We start from the raw sequence: 15461 nt of genomic DNA, 5'->3' as shown, positions 1-15461 counted from the left end.
GTGGCGGCAGCCACGTTCCTCGATGCGAGGAATCAAGCGGGCAGGGTCTAGCCTGGAGAGCATGGCTGAATTCATCTACACCATGGTCAAGGCCCGCAAGAAGGTGGGCGACAAGCTGATCCTGGACGACGTGACGATGTCCTTCTTCCCCGGAGCGAAGATCGGCATGGTCGGCCCCAACGGCGCCGGAAAGTCCACGATCCTGAAGATCATGGCTGGACTGGACCAGCCCTCCAACGGCGAGGCCCGGCTCTCTCCCGAGTACTCGGTGGGCATGCTCATGCAGGAGCCGCCGTTGAACGAGGAGAAGACCGTGCTCGGCAACGTCCAGGAGGGCGTGGGCGAGATCTACGGCAAGATCCAGCGCTACAACCAGATCTCCGAGGAGATGGCCGATCCTGACGCGGACTTCGACGCGTTGATGGAGGAGATGGGCAAGCTCCAGGAGGAGATCGACGCCGCCGACGCCTGGGACATCGACTCCCAGCTGGACCAGGCCATGGACGCCCTGCGCTGCCCTCCGGGCGATGCCGATGTCACCAAGCTCTCCGGTGGTGAGCGTCGCCGCGTGGCCTTGTGCAAGCTGCTGCTGCAGAAGCCGGACCTGCTGCTGCTCGATGAGCCCACCAACCACCTGGACGCCGAGTCCGTGCAGTGGCTCGAGCAGCACCTGGCCTCCTACCCCGGCGCCGTCGTCGCGGTGACCCACGACCGGTACTTCCTGGACCACGTGGCCGAATGGATCTGTGAGGTCGACCGCGGCCGTCTCTACCCGTACGAGGGCAACTACTCCACCTACCTGGAGAAGAAGCGCGCCCGCCTGGAGATCCAGGGCAAGAAGGACCAGAAGCTGGCCAAGCGCCTCTCCGAGGAGCTGGACTGGGTCCGCTCCAACACCAAGGGTCGTCAGGCCAAGTCCAAGGCCCGTCTGGCCCGATACGAGGAGATGGCCGCTGAGGCAGAGAAGACCCGCAAGCTGGACCTGGAGGAGATCCAGATCCCGCCGGGACCGCGTCTGGGCACCCAGGTGATCGAGGCCAAGAACCTGAAGAAGGGCTTCGGCGATCGCGTCCTGATCGACAACCTGTCCTTCTCCCTGCCGCCCAACGGCATCGTGGGCATCATCGGTCCCAACGGCGTCGGCAAGACCACCCTGTTCAAGACCATCGTGGGCCTGGAGCCCCTGGACGGCGGCGACCTGAAGATCGGCGACACCGTCAAGATCTCCTACGTGGATCAGTCCCGCGGCGGGATCGACCCGGAGAAGTCCCTCTGGGAGGTCGTCTCCGATGGTCTGGACTACATCAAGGTCGGCAACGTGGAGATGCCCTCGCGCGCCTATGTCTCGGCGTTCGGCTTCAAGGGCCCGGACCAGCAGAAGCGCGCCGGAGTGCTCTCCGGTGGTGAGCGCAACCGCCTGAACCTGGCCCTGACGCTCAAGGAGGGCGGCAACCTGCTGCTGCTCGATGAGCCCACCAACGACCTCGACGTGGAGACCCTGACCTCCCTGGAGAACGCCCTGCTGGAGTTCCCCGGCTGTGCCGTGGTCATCTCCCACGACCGCTGGTTCCTAGACCGCGTGGCCACCCACATGCTGGCCTACGAGGGCACCGAGGAGGACCCGGCCAACTGGTACTGGTACGAGGGCAACTTCGAGTCCTATGAGGCCAACAAGATCGATCGTCTGGGCCCGGAGGCCGCACGCCCGCACCGTGTGACGCACCGCAAGCTCACCCGCGACTGATCCCCTCGGTCAGTCCAGCTTGCCTGGACTGCGAACGCCCCCGCACCTTCACAGGGAAGGTGCGGGGGCGTCGTCGTGCTGGCTTGGCGCAGACCTCAGATGGTCACCAGGTCCGTGTTGCTCAGGCGGGCCGAGTAGTGCTGGCGGACATCGACCTTGCGCTCGAGGTCGGCGATGATGGCCGGAGCGAAGTCCACCCCGTACAGTTCCTGGCAGGAGCCCAGGCCGCCGGGGGAGAAGACGTTGACCTCCATGAGCTTGTCGCCCACGATGTCCAGGCCGACCAGGAACATGCCGTCGGCGACCAGTTTGGGCCGGACCAGCTCGACCATGTGCAGCATCTCGTCGGTGACCTTGGCCTTCTCGGCCTTGCCGCCGGCGGACATGTTCGAGCGGACATCCCCCTCGGCGTTGCGGCGGCGGAAGGCTGCGTACTCGCCGTCCACCTGCAGTGGCCGTCCGTTCATCAGGAACATGCGGACATCGCCGTTCTTGGCCTCCGGCAGATATTCCTGGGCCACCACGTAGCCGTCACGGGCGATCGCCTCGACGATCTGGTTCAGGTTGGGGGACTCCTTGCGGTCCACCAGGAACACCCCGGAGCCGCCTGAGCCCTGCAGGGGCTTGAGCACGGCCTTGCCGCCCATCTCGTCCACGAAATCCGAGATCATGGCCTCATCACGGGAGATGAGTGTCTTGGGGCGAACAGCCTCGGGGAAGTGCTGGAAGTAGGCCTTGGAGAGGGCGTTGGCCAGCGTGTGCGGGTCGTTGACGACCAGGACGCCCGTGGAGGCGATCAGCTGTCCGAAGGCCACTCCGGCGGTGGGTGCCCACGGGCGGTCGGAGGCGTCATCGGCCGGGTCGTTGCGCAGCATCACCACGTCGAAGTCATGCACCGAGACCTGTTTGCTGGACTCCGGCTTCTGCACGTCCTCGAGGTACCGCTCCAGGGAACGGTAGTTCTTGTCACCGGCGCCGGCCGCCCGGACGGACAGGGTGCCGTCGGGTTCGTAGGCAAAGTCACCGGTGCCGGTGAGCCAGACTTCGTGGCCAGCCTGGCTGGCGGCCATGGCCAGCCGGGTGGTGGTGTAGGTGTGCTTCTCGGTGGCGACGTCGTTGACGACGAATCCGATCTTCATGGGGTCTCCTTCGGGGACGGGGTGTGGAAGGTCTGGATGAGGTGGTGCGTGAGGTCAGGAGGCGACCAGCAGCGCCGGATCGCCCAGGGCGGCGGCGCGTCCGAGACGGGCCGCGGAATCCTCGTCCTCCAACCACCGCGGGGTGAGCCGGGGCGGCTCCAGGACGCCGCGCTCCTGCAGGTCGGTGACCAGCGGCAGGTCCTCCAGGGCGAACTTGCCCAGCAGCAGCAGGTCCAGGGAACCTCCGTCCTTGAGGTGCTCGAGCAGCTCGAGCATGCCGCGCAGATAGATGGCGTCCTTGGTCATGCCACCGGAGCGGAAGGCACGCATGGTGGTGGTGAAGGCCGAGGAGGCGGGGATGCCGTCCTCCAGCAGCGCCTGGTGGGCCTCGGCGAAGTTCGCTCCGGAGACCATGCGATGCACGGTGAGCACGCGGGCGGCAAGCTGACGCAGCCGGAAGGCGGTCAGCCCCCCACAGGCGACCTCGGCCAGCACCGCCAGTCCCTCCTGGGTCTCGTCATAGCCGGCCAGGCCGCTGCCCATGATCTTCACCGGCTGGGCCGAACCGTTGACATGGGTGACCAGGTGTGTGCCGACCTCATGGTGCAGCAGCGCAGCGGCACGCACCTTCTGCACCTTGGAGGACGGTCCCATCAGCAGGGACTCGCCGGAGACCATCACGCCGGAGACGTCTTCACGGATCTCGGCGTGCATCTCGATGTCCGGGTCCTGTTCGCGGTAGTGACCGATCTCCTCGAAGGCCAGCTTCAGGAACTCCTCGGCCCGGTAGCTGCTGTCCTTGGTGGACTTGGGCACCGTGACGGACTCGAGGATCTGTTCGGCGGTATGGCGCAGGGAGGGGGTGATGGCGCCGTAGAGCTCGATGCTCAGCGGCATGAAGGCCTCGGTGTCCCGGGACTCGAGCAGATCGATCTGCAGGGAGAGTTCACGGTGCTTGTTGCGCAGCAGGGTGCCCAGGACGGCGTCGTCGACCTCCTGGATGGGGATGTCCTTGAGGACCCGGCGCAGCACATCGGGGTCGTCCTCGAGGTCTCGGTAGACGAACTCGGGGAGTCGACCGCTGGAGAGGAACTCCTCCCGGGCAGGCTCGACGTTCACCGGGGTGACGTCCAGCAGGAAGCGGAAGCTCTGGGAGACCAGGGCCAGCTCATGGTCGATGGCACGGTCACGCAGGGAGATGCCCCCGCTGGTGGACGGGGCAGGTTCATCTGGTGTGGTTCGCGGTGTCTTCGCGGTCATGGCGTGGGCACCTTCACCTGCTTCAGCGCCTCGGTCACCGCGGGCACGGTGGAGGCCAGGATCTGGGCCAGCTGCTCCATGTGCTCCTGGTCCGGCTGACCGGTCCATTCGTCCATCCAGGTCTTCTTGAACTCCAGGGCCAGGACGCAGGCGGTGTCCGGGTAGCGCCGATGGATCCACCGGGCCTGGTTCTGGCCCCAGAACCGCACGTTCTCACGGACGTCCAGGGAACGACCGGTGGACGCCACCGTGGGCGACCCCATGGCCTCCATGAAGGCATCCACGACCGGGATCCAGGGTTCACGATCCAGGGAGCCGGTGCCGACGTTGATGTCCGGGTTGCCGTCCTGGGGTGCGGGCGGCTGGTCCTGTCCGTCCCGGTAGTGGTTGTAGGAGTGGATGTCGAAGACCACGAACGGACCGCGGGCGGCCAGCACGTCCAAGCGCCGGCCGAGCTCGGCGAACCAGGCATCGTGGACCTCGCGGCTGCGTTCGGCGATGTCATCCGGCAGTCGTCCGTCCCGCCACACGTCCAGTCCCCAGCACTCGTCCGGGGTCTGATAGACGGAGGTGGCCCGCGGACGGTTCACGTCCACCTCGAACCGAGAGCGGTTCATCACCAGTCCGGATCCGACCCCAGCGCCCAGACGATCGGTGAAGGGATCCTCCTCGCGCAGCCGGGTGTCCTCGTCCAGGATCATGAGCTCACGGACTTCGTCGCGCAGGTCATGACCGGTGTGCACCGCCGTGAAGACCACCTGGCTGGCAGCGTCGGCTCTGGAGTCGGCCCAGGGCCCGACGGCGCGGAACGGAGCGGCCCCGTCCTCGCGGTCTCGACCATGCTGGGAAAGCTGATCTGCAGTGTGCGTGTCCATGGTGATCACGCTAGACCATGACAGGCGCGCCTGTGAGGCGGTTCACAGGAAGGGGGCAGGGTGACGATGGGGTGATTCAGCGGGTGGGTCGCCGCCACGCGGTCTTGAGCACCAGGTCCTGGACGGCGTTGCGCATGGAGGACTGCACGCCGGTGGGCACCCGGATCATCCCCTCCTGGGCGACCGAGGCCACCAGCTCCCCGCTGCGCGTGTAGATCCGGCCCTGACCGAGTCCACGGGATCCCTGCGCTGAGGTGCTGGTCTGGACGTACAGCAGCCATTCGTCGACCGGGGCGGGGCGGTGCCACCACATGGCGTGGTCCAGGGAGGCCACGCTCATACCGGGGCGGACCCAGGCCAGTCCATGGCGGCGCAGCACCGGTTCCAGCAGGGTGTAGTCCGAGGCATAGGCCAGGGCGGCCCGTTGGACGTTCGCGTCCCCCTCCACCGGGGTAAAGGTCTTCATCCACACCAGGTTGGTGGCCACCTTCTCCTGAGCCGGGTGGAGGTACACCGGTGCGTCCACATGCCGGATGTCGAAGGGCCGGGCCCACGACCACTCGTGAGCGATCGGATGGTTCAGATGTCCCAGCCGGTCCGCTGTGGAGGGCAGGGACTCAGGATCCGGCACACCCTGGGGCATGGGCGCCTGATGCTCCAGCCCCCCGGAGGGCTCTTGGAACGAGCAGGTCAGGGACATCAGCGCCTTGCCGTCCTGGCTGGCGTGGACCCGCCGCACCGAGAAGGACCGTCCATCCCGAAGGTTCTCCACGGTGAAGGCGATCGGCTTCTGGGCATCACCAGGACGGATGAAGTAGCAGTGCATGGAGTGGGCTGCGCGCCCAGGATCCACGGTCCGGAACGCGGCGATCAGCGACTGGGCCATCACCTGGCCGCCGAAGACCCGGCCGTGGGCCTGCCGAGGTGTCTGCCCGGTGAAGGTCAGGTCTCCCGTGCGGGGATCGGCTCCGGCGTCCTCGAGAGTCAGCACCTGACGCAGCAGATCGGTGGGATCCTCGGGCGCTGGGACCGGCCGCTGCGCACCTCGCCGCGTGAGCCGACGTCGTCCCTGGTCACCGGTCATGGGGGTCCCTTCGCCGTGGCGCGGCCAGCGCCGGTGGAGTCTGCGGGCCCAGAGGGCCTGCCCGCCATCCTAGACCGGGCGCGGGGGGCCGGGATGGGACAATGGACGGCATGTCTGCCGCGTCTGTGTCCCGTCCCCGTGCCTCCTCCACGCCCGAACCGCTGGTCCTGGAAGACCTGGATGCCGTGCGGGACCTGGAACGCTTCCTGACCCGGGCCAAGGCGATGTCCGACACCGGGGTGCGCCTGCAGAGCGCTGGCTCGGTTCTGGCCGCCTGGGTCTCGGTCCTGCAGCCTCGGGGGCTCGGCGACCGGGTGCCGGTGGCACTGGGGCTGCGGACGCTGCGGCTGACCGAGCCGGCGAGCCCCGCCGTGGACGAGGTCTACCCGATCTCCTCCATCCTGGAGCGGCTGGCGCGGATGCAGGGTGAGGGGCTGACCGCACTGGCCCATCCTCCCGTCACCGAGTCGGTGACCTGGACGGCCGTGACGCCTCCCCGCAGCGGGTGGCAGCCGGTGGCCGTGGTGGAGGACGCCGAGCTGCAGCAGATCGCTCAGGACGGCGTGCGAGAGCTCGGATCGGCCCTGCCCACGGACCCCGGCGCGTCCATGGTGGCCCAGGCGCGTGCCGCGGTGTGGGGCCGCATGCTCGGCGGCCCGAACGAGCACGAGGGCATCTTGCCGGCCGCCGCCGCCTTCGCCGCCCATGGACTGGGATTCCTCACCCCGGGCGGTTCGGCCACCGTGCACGCTCAGGGGCCATGGACCCGGCTCAGCTCCCCGGCCGGTCACGTGCTGTGCCGCACCTCTCCTCGGCTGTGACACGTCCTGCTCGGCGACCAGCACCGGACGAGGTGGGCGCCCCGCCCTCGCAGGTCGAGCAGATCCTGGACGGCAGATCCGCCGTGCCGGTGTGGTTGAACGAAATCGGGGGAGTGACCTGGCAGATCGGCGACGGGGCGGACCGCGAGTTCCTCAAGGTGGGGCCGGTCCATCCCGAGTTCCAGGTGTTCTCGGACGTCGAACGGCTGCGCTGGCTGCAGACCTTCGTCCCGGTTCCGGCGGTGCTCGATGCCGGAGTGCGGGACGGCGTCGGCTGGCTGTGGACGGAGGGGCTTCCGGGAGCCTCGGCGGCGGACCCGGATCTGATGTCAGAGCCGGAGGAGGCCGTCGACGCCCTGGGACGGGCACTGCGACGCTTCCACGATGCGGTGCCCCTGACCGGCTGTCCCTTCACCTGGTCGGTGGCTGCCCGAGGAGGTGCGCCGGACGGACGACCCATCCCTGCCCTGGACCCGGTGGTGTGCCATGGCGACGCCTGCACACCGAACACGCTGCTGGCTCGGAAGGACGGCCGTCTGGAGTGCACTGGGTACGTGGATGTGGGCATGTGCGGGGTCGCCGACCGATGGGCTGACCTGGCCCCGGCGCTGATGAGCCTGGCCTGGAATCTGCCGGCTCCGGCGGACCGGAGTGACTGGACGGACCGATTCCTGCGGGCCTACGGGATCGAGAGGAACGCCGAGAAGCTGTCCTTCTACACGGACCTGTGGAACGCCGGGTGAGACTCAGGCGGAGTTGACCATGGAGTGGGCCGCGCGCTCGAGATAGTCCCAGAGCATGTGCTCGTGCAGGGGGGCCAGCTCCAGGGAGTCCACGGCCGTGCGCATGTGGCGCAGCCAGGCGTCCCGTGCCTCGAAGTCGATGGTGTACGGCATGTGGCGCATGCGCAGCCGCGGATGGCCCCGCTGCTCGCTGTAGGTCCGCGGGCCGCCCCAGTACTGCTCCAGGAACAGCAGCAGCCGCTCCTCAGCCGGTCCCAGGTCCTCCTCCGGGTACATGGGCTTGAGCAGCGGATCCTGTGCCACGCCTTCGTAGAACACCCGGCACAGCTTCGCGAAGGTCTCATGTCCGCCGACCTGATCGTAGAAGGTGGACTGCGGCTCTGCCGGAGCGGATGCGGCCGGGGGAGCCGCAGTGGCGGCTGCCGGCGACGCACCCGTCTCAGAGGTCCGGGTGAACGGCGGGGTGTGGGCCGCACCGGGGGAGACCGGCCGGTTCTCCAGCCCCGTCACCTGGGACGGGCGCTTGGCCTCACGGGGCCGCAGGACGGCGATCGGTGCGCCGAGTCGGCTGCTGAACTCCGGCAGATGCGGCATCTGCCGTGGCGCCTCTGGTTCGATCGTCACCGGAAAGTTCACCGACCGGGCGATGAAGCACCGCTCATGAGCCTGCGGATGGAGGCCATCGGCCTGCTCCCGCTGGGACTCCTCGGCCAGCCACACCTCAGGCCGCAGCACGGCGGAGGTGATCTGCCCGGCACCGTCCGAGGTGGTCTCCAAGGTCACCTCGGCGCGGCAGGCCAGGCCGGTCACGACGACGCCCGCCTGGGTGGCGCTGTGCAGGTAGGAGAGCAGGTGGCATTCGGTGAGGGCGGCCAGCAGCAGCTGCTCCGGATTCCACCGTGACTCGGCCCCGTGGAAGGCTCGGGCAGCCGAGCCCTGAAGCTCACCGGGGCCCTCAGCCTGGATCACCAGGTCACGGTCGTAGTCCTTGTAGCCGGAGGTGCCGGTGCCGCGGTTCCCGGTCCATTCTGCGCGCAGGGAGAAGCTGTGGTTCACACCCTCCAACCTACCGCGTGGGGCGGCGTGAACGATTCGGACGGAACAGGGCCGGGACGTCTGAACGACGACCCGGCCCTGCGGTGCAGCTGCGGTGTGGCGGGATCAGCGGGCGGCGCGCGCCTTGAGTGCCCGGACCACCTCATCGCGGGACTCCGCGACCGTGCGGGCCAGAGCGGCCTGCTTCTCCCGGGCCCGTTCGATCAGCGTGTTCGCCGCGTCCACGGTCTGCTGTGAGACCTGGGAGGTGGGGAAGAGGCCGATGGCGGCGGACTCGGCCATCTCGTGCGAACGCGAGGCCCACAGCTCCTCGGCGCCCTCGAAGAACTGCGGTGCGAAGCCGGCCAGCAGAGCGGGGTCGTTGGTGCGGGCGAACCCAGCCAGGACATTGCGCTGGGTGGTGTTGGACAGCTCCCCGGACACCACCTGGTCCCAGGCGCGCTGCTTGGCCTCAGCGGTCGGCACAGCGGCCCGGGCCTGAGCCGCCGCCAGGGCACCGGTGGCGGTGGCATCGTTCTGCTCGGCCGCCGCGATCTCGGACTCACCGGCACGGCCGCCGGCCACCAGCCCGGTCAGCATCTCCCACTTCAGGTCGGTGTTCAGGTCCAGCCCGTCCAGGGACTGCTCTGCCGAGTGCAGCCCGGCCAGGGTGTCCAGCTGCTCGCCGGTGCGGGCATGCTGGGCGAAGGCCTTGATGAACTGCAGCTGGTTGTCCGACCCGGCCTCGGTGCCACGAGCCAGCTCCAGCAGACGGTCTGCGGCGGTCGCCCGCAGCTGCGAGGCCTGGTCCTCCGGGGTGTAGAGGGACAGGGCGGTGTTGAGCTGACGCAGCAGGGTCTGCACCACCGAGGAGTCCACCTCGTGGCCGATGTTGGCCAGCACCAGGTCCACGAACCACTGCGCCGTGGCCTCTCCGTCCCGAGCGGTGTCCCACGCTGCACCCCACAGCAGGGTGCGCGGCAAGGAGTCCGCCACGTCCTTGAGCCGCTCGGCGGCCACCGTCCAGGAGGCGGAGTCCAGGCGGATCTTGGCGTAGGCCAGATCATCGTCGTTGGGCAGGATCAGCGCGGGGCGGCGCGCGCCGACGGCCTCGGAGACCTCCGTCACCTCGCCGTCCACATCGAGCTCGTACCGCTGGGTGCGGACGAGCCGGCCGTCGTCGTCCAGGTCATAGAAGCCCACCGCCATGCGGTGAGGACGCAGCACTGCGTCTCCCGGCTCGCCCTGCTCCACCCCGCGGGGCGCGGACTGGACCAGGCGCAGGGAGGTGATGACGCCCTCGGGACCCTCGCCCTGCGTGTCCACCTCCACCGAGACGGTGTTCACCCCGGAGGTCTCCAGCCACAGCCGGGTCCACTCGGAGAGGTCGCGGCCGGAGGAGGCCTCGAGCTCGCGCATCAGGTCCGGCAGCTCCGTGTTGGACCAGGCGTGCTGGCCGAAGTACTCGCGCACGCCGGCCATGAAGTTCTCCTGGCCCACCCAGGCCACCAGCTGGCGCAGCACCGAGGCGCCCTTGGCATAGGTGATGCCGTCGAAGTTGACCAGGACATCGTCCAGATCGCGGATCTCGGCCTTGATCGGGTGCGTGGTGGAGAGCTGGTCCTGGCGGTAGGCCCACGCCTTCTCCATGGAGGAGAACGTGGTCCAAGCTCCGGTGTACTTGGTGTTCTCCGCCGCGGCCAGGGTGGACATGAACTCGGCGAAGGACTCGTTGAGCCAGAGGTCGTTCCACCACTTCATGGTGACCAGGTCGCCGAACCACATGTGGGCCAGCTCGTGCAGCACGGTGATGGCTCGGCGCTCCACCATGGCCTCGGGGACACGGGAGCGGAAGACGTAGTTCTCCAGGAACGTGACGGCCCCGGCGTTCTCCATGGCGCCGGCGTTGAACTCGGGCACGAAGAGCTGGTCGTACTTCTCGAACGGGTACGGCGTGCCGAACTGGGCCTCGAAGAACTCGAAGCCCTGGCGGGTCAGCTCGAAGATGTTCTCCGCGTCCAGGTGCTCGAACAGCGACGCCCGGCAGTAGGCACCCAGGGGGATGGTCCGCCCGTCGGCGCTGGTCAGCTCGGAGTGCGTGGAGCGGTATGGGCCAGCGATCAGCGCGGTGATGTAGGAGGAGATCCGTGGCGTCGGCGTGAAGGTCCAGGTGGAGGCGCCGGAGAACGGCGAGCCCTCGGCCAGCTCAGCGCGAACAGGTTCCGGCGTGGGGGAGTTGGACACCACGGCCCAGTGGTCCGGAGCGGTGACGGTGAAGGCGAAGGTGGCCTTGAGGTCGGGCTGCTCGAACACGGCGAACATGCGGCGGGAGTCCGGCACCTCGAACTGGGAGTAGAGGTAGACCTCTTGGTCCACCGGGTCCACGAAGCGGTGCAGGCCCTCTCCGGTGTTCATGTAGTCGGCCAGGCCGTCCACCACCAGGGTGTTTTCTGCGGCCAGCGGACCCACGGTGATGCGGGTGCCGTCCGAGCAGTCTGAGCCCAGCTCAGTGCCGTTGAGGGTGACGGCGGTGAGGTTCGTGGAGACGAAGTCGATGAAGGTCTGACCGCCCACGGCGTCCTCGGACGCGCGGAACCGGACCGTGGTGCGTGAACGGAAGTGGTCTCCCGGCAGGGTGAGGTCAAGATCGATCTCGTAGGACTCCACGGACAGCGCCTCAGCGCGGACGCGGGCCTCCTCGCGGGTGATGTTCAGAGTGGACACAGAGCCTCCAGGGCGACGGTGGTGACAGGGGTGAGGACGGGGCTGAGAGTCCGTCGTGGCACCAGATGTGAAACAAGCGATGAGCAACTCCCCATTGTGCCACCGATGTGTCCCACTGCACAGGATCCGGGGACCGTCCGCGCCGGTAGGGTGGATGGCGAGCCCACAGACCCGTCCGATCCGACCGAACCAGGAGCCCCCATGCGCGTCCACATCGCCACTGACCACGCCGGCCTCGAGCTCTCCGCCCACCTGCAGCGGCACCTGGCCGAGCGCGGCTACGAGATCGTGGACCACGGTCCCCAGGAGTACGACGCCCAGGACGACTACCCCGGCTTCTGCATCAACGCCGCCCGGGCGGTGGCCGCCGAGCGCGCCGAGGGGAAGGACTCCCTGGGCATCGTGCTGGGCGGCTCCGGCAACGGCGAGCAGATCGCGGCGAACAAGGTCGAGGGCATCCGTGCGGCGTTGGCCTGGAACCTGGACACCGCCCGGCTTGCCCGCGAGCACAACGACGCCAATGTGGTGGCCGTGGGCGGGCGTCAGCACTCCCTGGAGGAGGCCACCGAGCTGATCGAGGCGTTCCTGGCCGAGCCCTTCAGCAATGACGAGCGCCACGTGCGCCGGATCGGCAAGATCGGGCACTACGAGCGCACCGGCGAAGTCCAGATGTGAGCCTTCTCTGCGGCAACCGCTCGGAGCGCGTGTCCCATGCCTGAGGGCCATTCCATCCACCGGCTCGCCCGGCAGTTCCAGGACACGTTCGTGGGGCAGTCGGTGCGGGCCACCTCTCCGCAGGGGAGGTTCGCCGAGGGTGCCGCTCTGCTGGACGGTCATGTTCCCGTGGAGTCGATCGCCCACGGCAAGCACTTCTTCCTCACCTTCGACCACGGTCACACCCTCAATGTGCACCTGGGGATGTACGGGGCCTGGACCTTCGGCGGGGACCACACCTTCACGGTGGCCTCCTCCATCGGTGCACCCCGGAGGATCGGCGAGCGGGAGATCCACCGTGAGTCGGCTGACCCTGCCCACCCCCGTCCCGACGACGGCCGGTCGCCTTCCGCAGGTGCGCCAGGTGACGCCGTGGCTGGGAGAGCGGCGGCGGAGCCGCCGGAACCCACGCCGACCACCCGCGTGCGGCTGGTGACCCAGCACGGCTGGGCGGACCTGGTGGGTGCCTCGATCTGCCGCGTCCTGACACCGGATGAGGTGGAGCAGGTGCGCTCGAACCTCGGTCCGGATCCGCTGGATCCGCAGGCGGACGCGGGGGAGTTCGTGCGGCGAGCCAGCCGGACCGGGCGGGCCATCGGCGCCGTGCTGATGGATCAGTCGATCATCGCGGGTGTGGGCAACATCTTCCGCGCGGAGACACTGTTCCGGCAGCTGATCGACCCCCACCGTCCGGCGCGGTCGCTCTCCGACCAGGAACTGCGGGGCCTGTGGGAGGACCTGGTCCTGCTGATGGGGATCGGGGTGAGACGCGGACGGATCATCACCACCGCACCGGAGCACCGGCCCGGCGTGCCGGAGGCCGAGGCGTGGCCGGAGCATGCGACCTACGTGTACCAGCGGCAGGGACAGACCTGCCTGGTCTGCGGGACCACCTCGCGGGACGGTGCCGACGCGATCGTGGTGGAGGAGATGGTCCAGCGCAAGCTGTACCGCTGCGCCGTCTGTCAGGCGTGAGCAGGACGGAAACGGTCCAGAACAGCAGCAGGGCCCCGGACCGGATCGGTCAGGGGCCCTGCTGGGATGCGGAGGGGATGACGGGAATCGAACCCGCGTAGCCAGTTTGGAAGACTGGGGCTCTACCATTGAGCTACATCCCCGGAACAGCGAGGTTGAGCCTACCAACCGGAACCCTCGCTCTGCAAAAGGCGCTCTGATCGCCCTGGTGGACGCGCCGTCGTCGGGACCTGCTGTGCCTCCGGCACGAGGTCACCTGGAACCGTGATTACTCGCCTGCTGAATGCAGGGGGTAGTCTTGGACGGTCCGTCTCCGCCCTGACGGTGCACTGCTGTGCGCTCGAGGGCGGATCGGCGGGGTGTAGCTCAGCTTGGTAGAGCGCGCGCTTTGGGAGCGTGAGGCCGCAGGTTCAAATCCTGTCACCCCGACGTCATCTCGACATCAAGCATCAGTACGACGTTCCCGATCCATCTACAGGAGTCCTACGTGGTCAAGAGCACCGCAGAAAACCTCAGCCCCACCCGGGTCAAGCTGGACGTGGAGGTCCCCTTCGAGGACCTCAAGCCGCGCATCGACGAGGCCTACTCCACCGTGGCGAACCAGATCCAGGTTCCCGGCTTCCGCAAGGGCAAGGTGCCGGCGCGCATCATCGACCAGCGGGTCGGCCGCGGCTTCGTGATCGAGACCGCCATCAACGAGGGTCTGAACGAGTTCTACCAGGCGGCCCTGATCGAGGCCGAGATCACGCCTCTCTCCCGCCCCGAGGTGGAGATCACCTCCACGCCCGGCACCGACGGCGACGCTGAGGCTCCGCTCAAGTTCACCGCCGAGCTGGACGTGCGCCCGGAGATCGAGCTGCCCGACTACAAGGGCCTGAAGGTCACCGTCGAGCCCGCCGCCGCCACCGAGGAGGACGAGCAGAAGGCACTGGACGACCTGCGCTCCCGCTTCGGCACCCTCAAGGACGTGGAGCGTCCGGCGAAGAAGGACGACTTCGTCACCATCAGCCTGACCGCCACCATCGACGACGAGCAGGTCGACCAGGCGGAAGGTCTGTCCTACCAGGTCGGCGCCGGCACCATGCTCGACGGCATGGACGAGGCCCTGGAGGGTCTGTCCGCCGGCGAGGACGCCATCTTCGAGACCACCCTGGCCGGCGGCGATCGCTCCGGCGAGAAGGCGCAGGTCAAGGTCGTGCTCGACGCCGTCAAGGAGCGTGAGCTGCCCGAGGCCGACGACGAGTTCGCCCAGCTGGCCTCAGAGTTCGACACCATCGACGAGCTCAAGGAGGACCTGAAGAAGCAGGCCGCCGAGGGCGCCGTCACCGGTCAGGGCGTCGAGGCCCGCGACAAGGTCCTGGAGGAGCTGGTCAAGCTCGTCGAGGTCGCCGTGCCGGACTCGATCATCACCGAGCAGGTCGAGCAGCACTTCGCCCAGGGCGGCCACACCGAGGGCGATGACCACGACACCGAGGAGCACCGCGCCGAGGTCGAGCAGAACACCCGCGAGGCCTTCCGCAACGAGGTCATCCTGGACGCCGTGGCCGACGCCGAGGAGATCGGTGTGGACCAGGGCGAGCTGATCGAGTACATCATCACCACCGCCTCCCAGTACGGCATGGACCCGAACCAGTTCGCCCAGATGCTGGACCAGGCCGGCCAGGTCCCGATGATCATGGGCGAGGTGCGCCGCCGCAAGGCCCTGGCCAAGGTGCTGGAGTACGCCGAGGTCACCGACACCGACGGCAACAAGGTCGACCTGACCGCCTTCGTCACCCCGGGCGGCCAGGATGCTGTGGAGTCTGCTGACTCGGCGGATTCCGCTGATTCGGCCGATTCCGCCGACTCCCCGGAGTCTGCCGAGTCTGCTGACTCGGCTGATGAGGCCGCACAGAAGAAGACTCCGGAGAAGAAGGCTCCGGCTCGCAAGCCGGCCGCCAAGTCGACCGCCGCCAAGACCACGGCTGCCAAGTCGACCACGGCCAAGAAGGCTCCGACCAAGAAGGCCGACGACGCCGAGGCTGGCGAAGCGACGGAGGAGAAGGCTCCGGCCAAGAAGGCTCCGGCTCGCAAGCCGGCCGCCAAGTCGACCGCCGCCAAGACCACGGCTGCCAAGTCGACCACGGCCAAGAAGGCTCCGGCCAAGAAGGCTGAGGGCGAGGTCGCCGAGGAGACCGAGAAGAAGGCTCCGGTCAAGAAGGCTCCGGCTCGCAAGCCGGCCGCCAAGAAGGCACCGGCCCAGAAGGCTGAGGAGACCGCCGAGGGCTGATCCTCTCCGGTGATCCACCAGGCGCCCGGGCGCCTCCCACCCCTACGGGGCAGGGCGGCGACCCGGGCGCTCTGCTGT

12 protein-coding genes, 2 tRNA genes and 1 pseudogene are annotated in these 15461 nt (G+C 68.3%); 7 read left to right on the top strand and 8 right to left on the bottom strand.

Annotated elements, in window-relative coordinates; translation table 11 throughout:
* The first annotated feature begins 61 nt into the window (after positions 1 to 61).
* A complete protein-coding gene (gene ettA, locus BM355_RS02810; protein ID WP_091694261.1) occupies positions 62 to 1744 on the top strand; it encodes an energy-dependent translational throttle protein EttA in 1683 nt (560 codons plus the stop codon).
* 95 nt (positions 1745 to 1839) lie between these two features.
* Here the strand turns inward: ettA and BM355_RS02805 are convergent, their stop codons facing one another.
* The 4 genes from BM355_RS02805 to BM355_RS02790 form a co-directional block, all read right to left on the bottom strand.
* On the bottom strand, positions 1840 to 2883 hold the full coding sequence (locus tag BM355_RS02805; RefSeq protein ID WP_091694257.1) for a glutathione synthase: 1044 nt from the start codon (positions 2881 to 2883) through the stop codon (positions 1840 to 1842).
* Positions 2884 to 2937: 54 nt separating this feature from the next.
* On the bottom strand, positions 2938 to 4143 hold the full coding sequence (locus BM355_RS02800; protein ID WP_177227806.1) for a peptidase MATCAP family protein: 1206 nt from the start codon (positions 4141 to 4143) through the stop codon (positions 2938 to 2940).
* Positions 4140 to 5018 (bottom strand): N-formylglutamate amidohydrolase, encoded by an 879-nt coding sequence (locus tag BM355_RS02795; protein WP_091695214.1) that lies wholly within the window; start codon positions 5016 to 5018, stop codon positions 4140 to 4142. The genes BM355_RS02800 and BM355_RS02795 overlap by 4 nt, the downstream gene beginning before the upstream one ends.
* Positions 5019 to 5094: 76 nt before the next feature.
* Positions 5095 to 6102, bottom strand: coding sequence for an acyl-CoA thioesterase (locus tag BM355_RS02790; RefSeq protein WP_091694250.1), 1008 nt, complete (start codon positions 6100 to 6102; stop codon positions 5095 to 5097).
* A 110-nt stretch (positions 6103 to 6212) separates the two neighbouring features.
* On the opposite strand from BM355_RS02790, the gene BM355_RS02785 reads away from it, so the two are divergent.
* Both BM355_RS02785 and BM355_RS02780 read left to right on the top strand, forming a co-directional pair.
* A complete protein-coding gene (locus tag BM355_RS02785) occupies positions 6213 to 6923 on the top strand; it encodes a DUF8185 domain-containing protein (RefSeq protein ID WP_091694245.1) in 711 nt (236 codons plus the stop codon).
* A complete protein-coding gene (locus tag BM355_RS02780) occupies positions 6920 to 7666 on the top strand; it encodes an aminoglycoside 3'-phosphotransferase (RefSeq protein ID WP_245760557.1) in 747 nt (248 codons plus the stop codon). The genes BM355_RS02785 and BM355_RS02780 overlap by 4 nt, the downstream gene beginning before the upstream one ends.
* 3 nt (positions 7667 to 7669) lie before the next feature.
* On the opposite strand, the gene BM355_RS14520 is transcribed toward BM355_RS02780, so the two are convergent.
* The 3 genes and pseudogenes from BM355_RS14520 to pepN form a co-directional block, all read right to left on the bottom strand.
* On the bottom strand, positions 7670 to 8167 hold the full coding sequence (locus BM355_RS14520) for a globin (protein WP_375544984.1): 498 nt from the start codon (positions 8165 to 8167) through the stop codon (positions 7670 to 7672).
* Positions 8168 to 8290: 123 nt separating this feature from the next.
* Positions 8291 to 8635: pseudogene (locus BM355_RS14430) on the bottom strand (OsmC family protein); the annotation flags it as partial.
* A gap of 192 nt (positions 8636 to 8827) precedes the next feature.
* The gene (gene pepN, locus BM355_RS02770) at positions 8828 to 11425 is read right to left on the bottom strand and encodes an aminopeptidase N (RefSeq protein WP_091694233.1); all 2598 of its coding nucleotides are present in this window, start codon (positions 11423 to 11425) and stop codon (positions 8828 to 8830) included.
* 201 nt (positions 11426 to 11626) lie between these two features.
* Between pepN and BM355_RS02765 the strand changes: the two genes are divergently transcribed.
* Positions 11627 to 12100: a ribose-5-phosphate isomerase gene (locus BM355_RS02765; protein WP_091694228.1), complete on the top strand. Its 474-nt coding sequence runs from the start codon at positions 11627 to 11629 to the stop codon at positions 12098 to 12100.
* 36 nt (positions 12101 to 12136) lie between these two features.
* A complete protein-coding gene (locus BM355_RS02760) occupies positions 12137 to 13114 on the top strand; it encodes an Fpg/Nei family DNA glycosylase (RefSeq protein WP_091694225.1) in 978 nt (325 codons plus the stop codon).
* 72 nt (positions 13115 to 13186) lie between these two features.
* Here BM355_RS02760 and BM355_RS02755 read toward each other — a convergent pair.
* Positions 13187 to 13257, bottom strand: a tRNA-Gly gene (locus BM355_RS02755).
* A gap of 212 nt (positions 13258 to 13469) precedes the next feature.
* Here BM355_RS02755 and BM355_RS02750 point away from each other — a divergent pair.
* A tRNA-Pro gene (locus BM355_RS02750) sits at positions 13470 to 13543 on the top strand.
* A gap of 58 nt (positions 13544 to 13601) precedes the next feature.
* Positions 13602 to 15383 carry a trigger factor gene (gene tig / locus BM355_RS02745; RefSeq protein WP_091694222.1) on the top strand — a complete coding sequence of 594 codons (1782 nt, stop codon included), beginning with the start codon at positions 13602 to 13604 and terminating at the stop codon, positions 15381 to 15383.
* Positions 15384 to 15461 lie beyond the last annotated feature (78 nt).

It is taken from the genome of Micrococcus terreus, assembly GCF_900116905.1.
GTDB classification, from domain to species: Bacteria; Actinomycetota; Actinomycetes; order Actinomycetales; family Micrococcaceae; genus Citricoccus; species Citricoccus terreus.
Note: the sequence above shows the minus strand (reverse complement) of the source record. Positions and strands in the feature narration are given on the sequence as shown.

Bases quoted from the DNA above. Each gene is read 5' to 3' on its own strand.
- ettA (WP_091694261.1), top strand. From the start codon at position 62: ATGGCTGAATTCATCTACACCATGGTCAAGGCCCGCAAGAAGGTGGGC.
- BM355_RS02805 (WP_091694257.1), bottom strand. From the start codon at position 2,883: ATGAAGATCGGATTCGTCGTCAACGACGTCGCCACCGAGAAGCACACC.
- BM355_RS02800 (WP_177227806.1), bottom strand. From the start codon at position 4,143: ATGACCGCGAAGACACCGCGAACCACACCAGATGAACCTGCCCCGTCC.
- BM355_RS02795 (WP_091695214.1), bottom strand. From the start codon at position 5,018: ATGGACACGCACACTGCAGATCAGCTTTCCCAGCATGGTCGAGACCGC.
- BM355_RS02790 (WP_091694250.1), bottom strand. From the start codon at position 6,102: ATGACCGGTGACCAGGGACGACGTCGGCTCACGCGGCGAGGTGCGCAG.
- BM355_RS02785 (WP_091694245.1), top strand. From the start codon at position 6,213: ATGTCTGCCGCGTCTGTGTCCCGTCCCCGTGCCTCCTCCACGCCCGAA.
- BM355_RS02765 (WP_091694228.1), top strand. From the start codon at position 11,627: ATGCGCGTCCACATCGCCACTGACCACGCCGGCCTCGAGCTCTCCGCC.
- BM355_RS02760 (WP_091694225.1), top strand. From the start codon at position 12,137: ATGCCTGAGGGCCATTCCATCCACCGGCTCGCCCGGCAGTTCCAGGAC.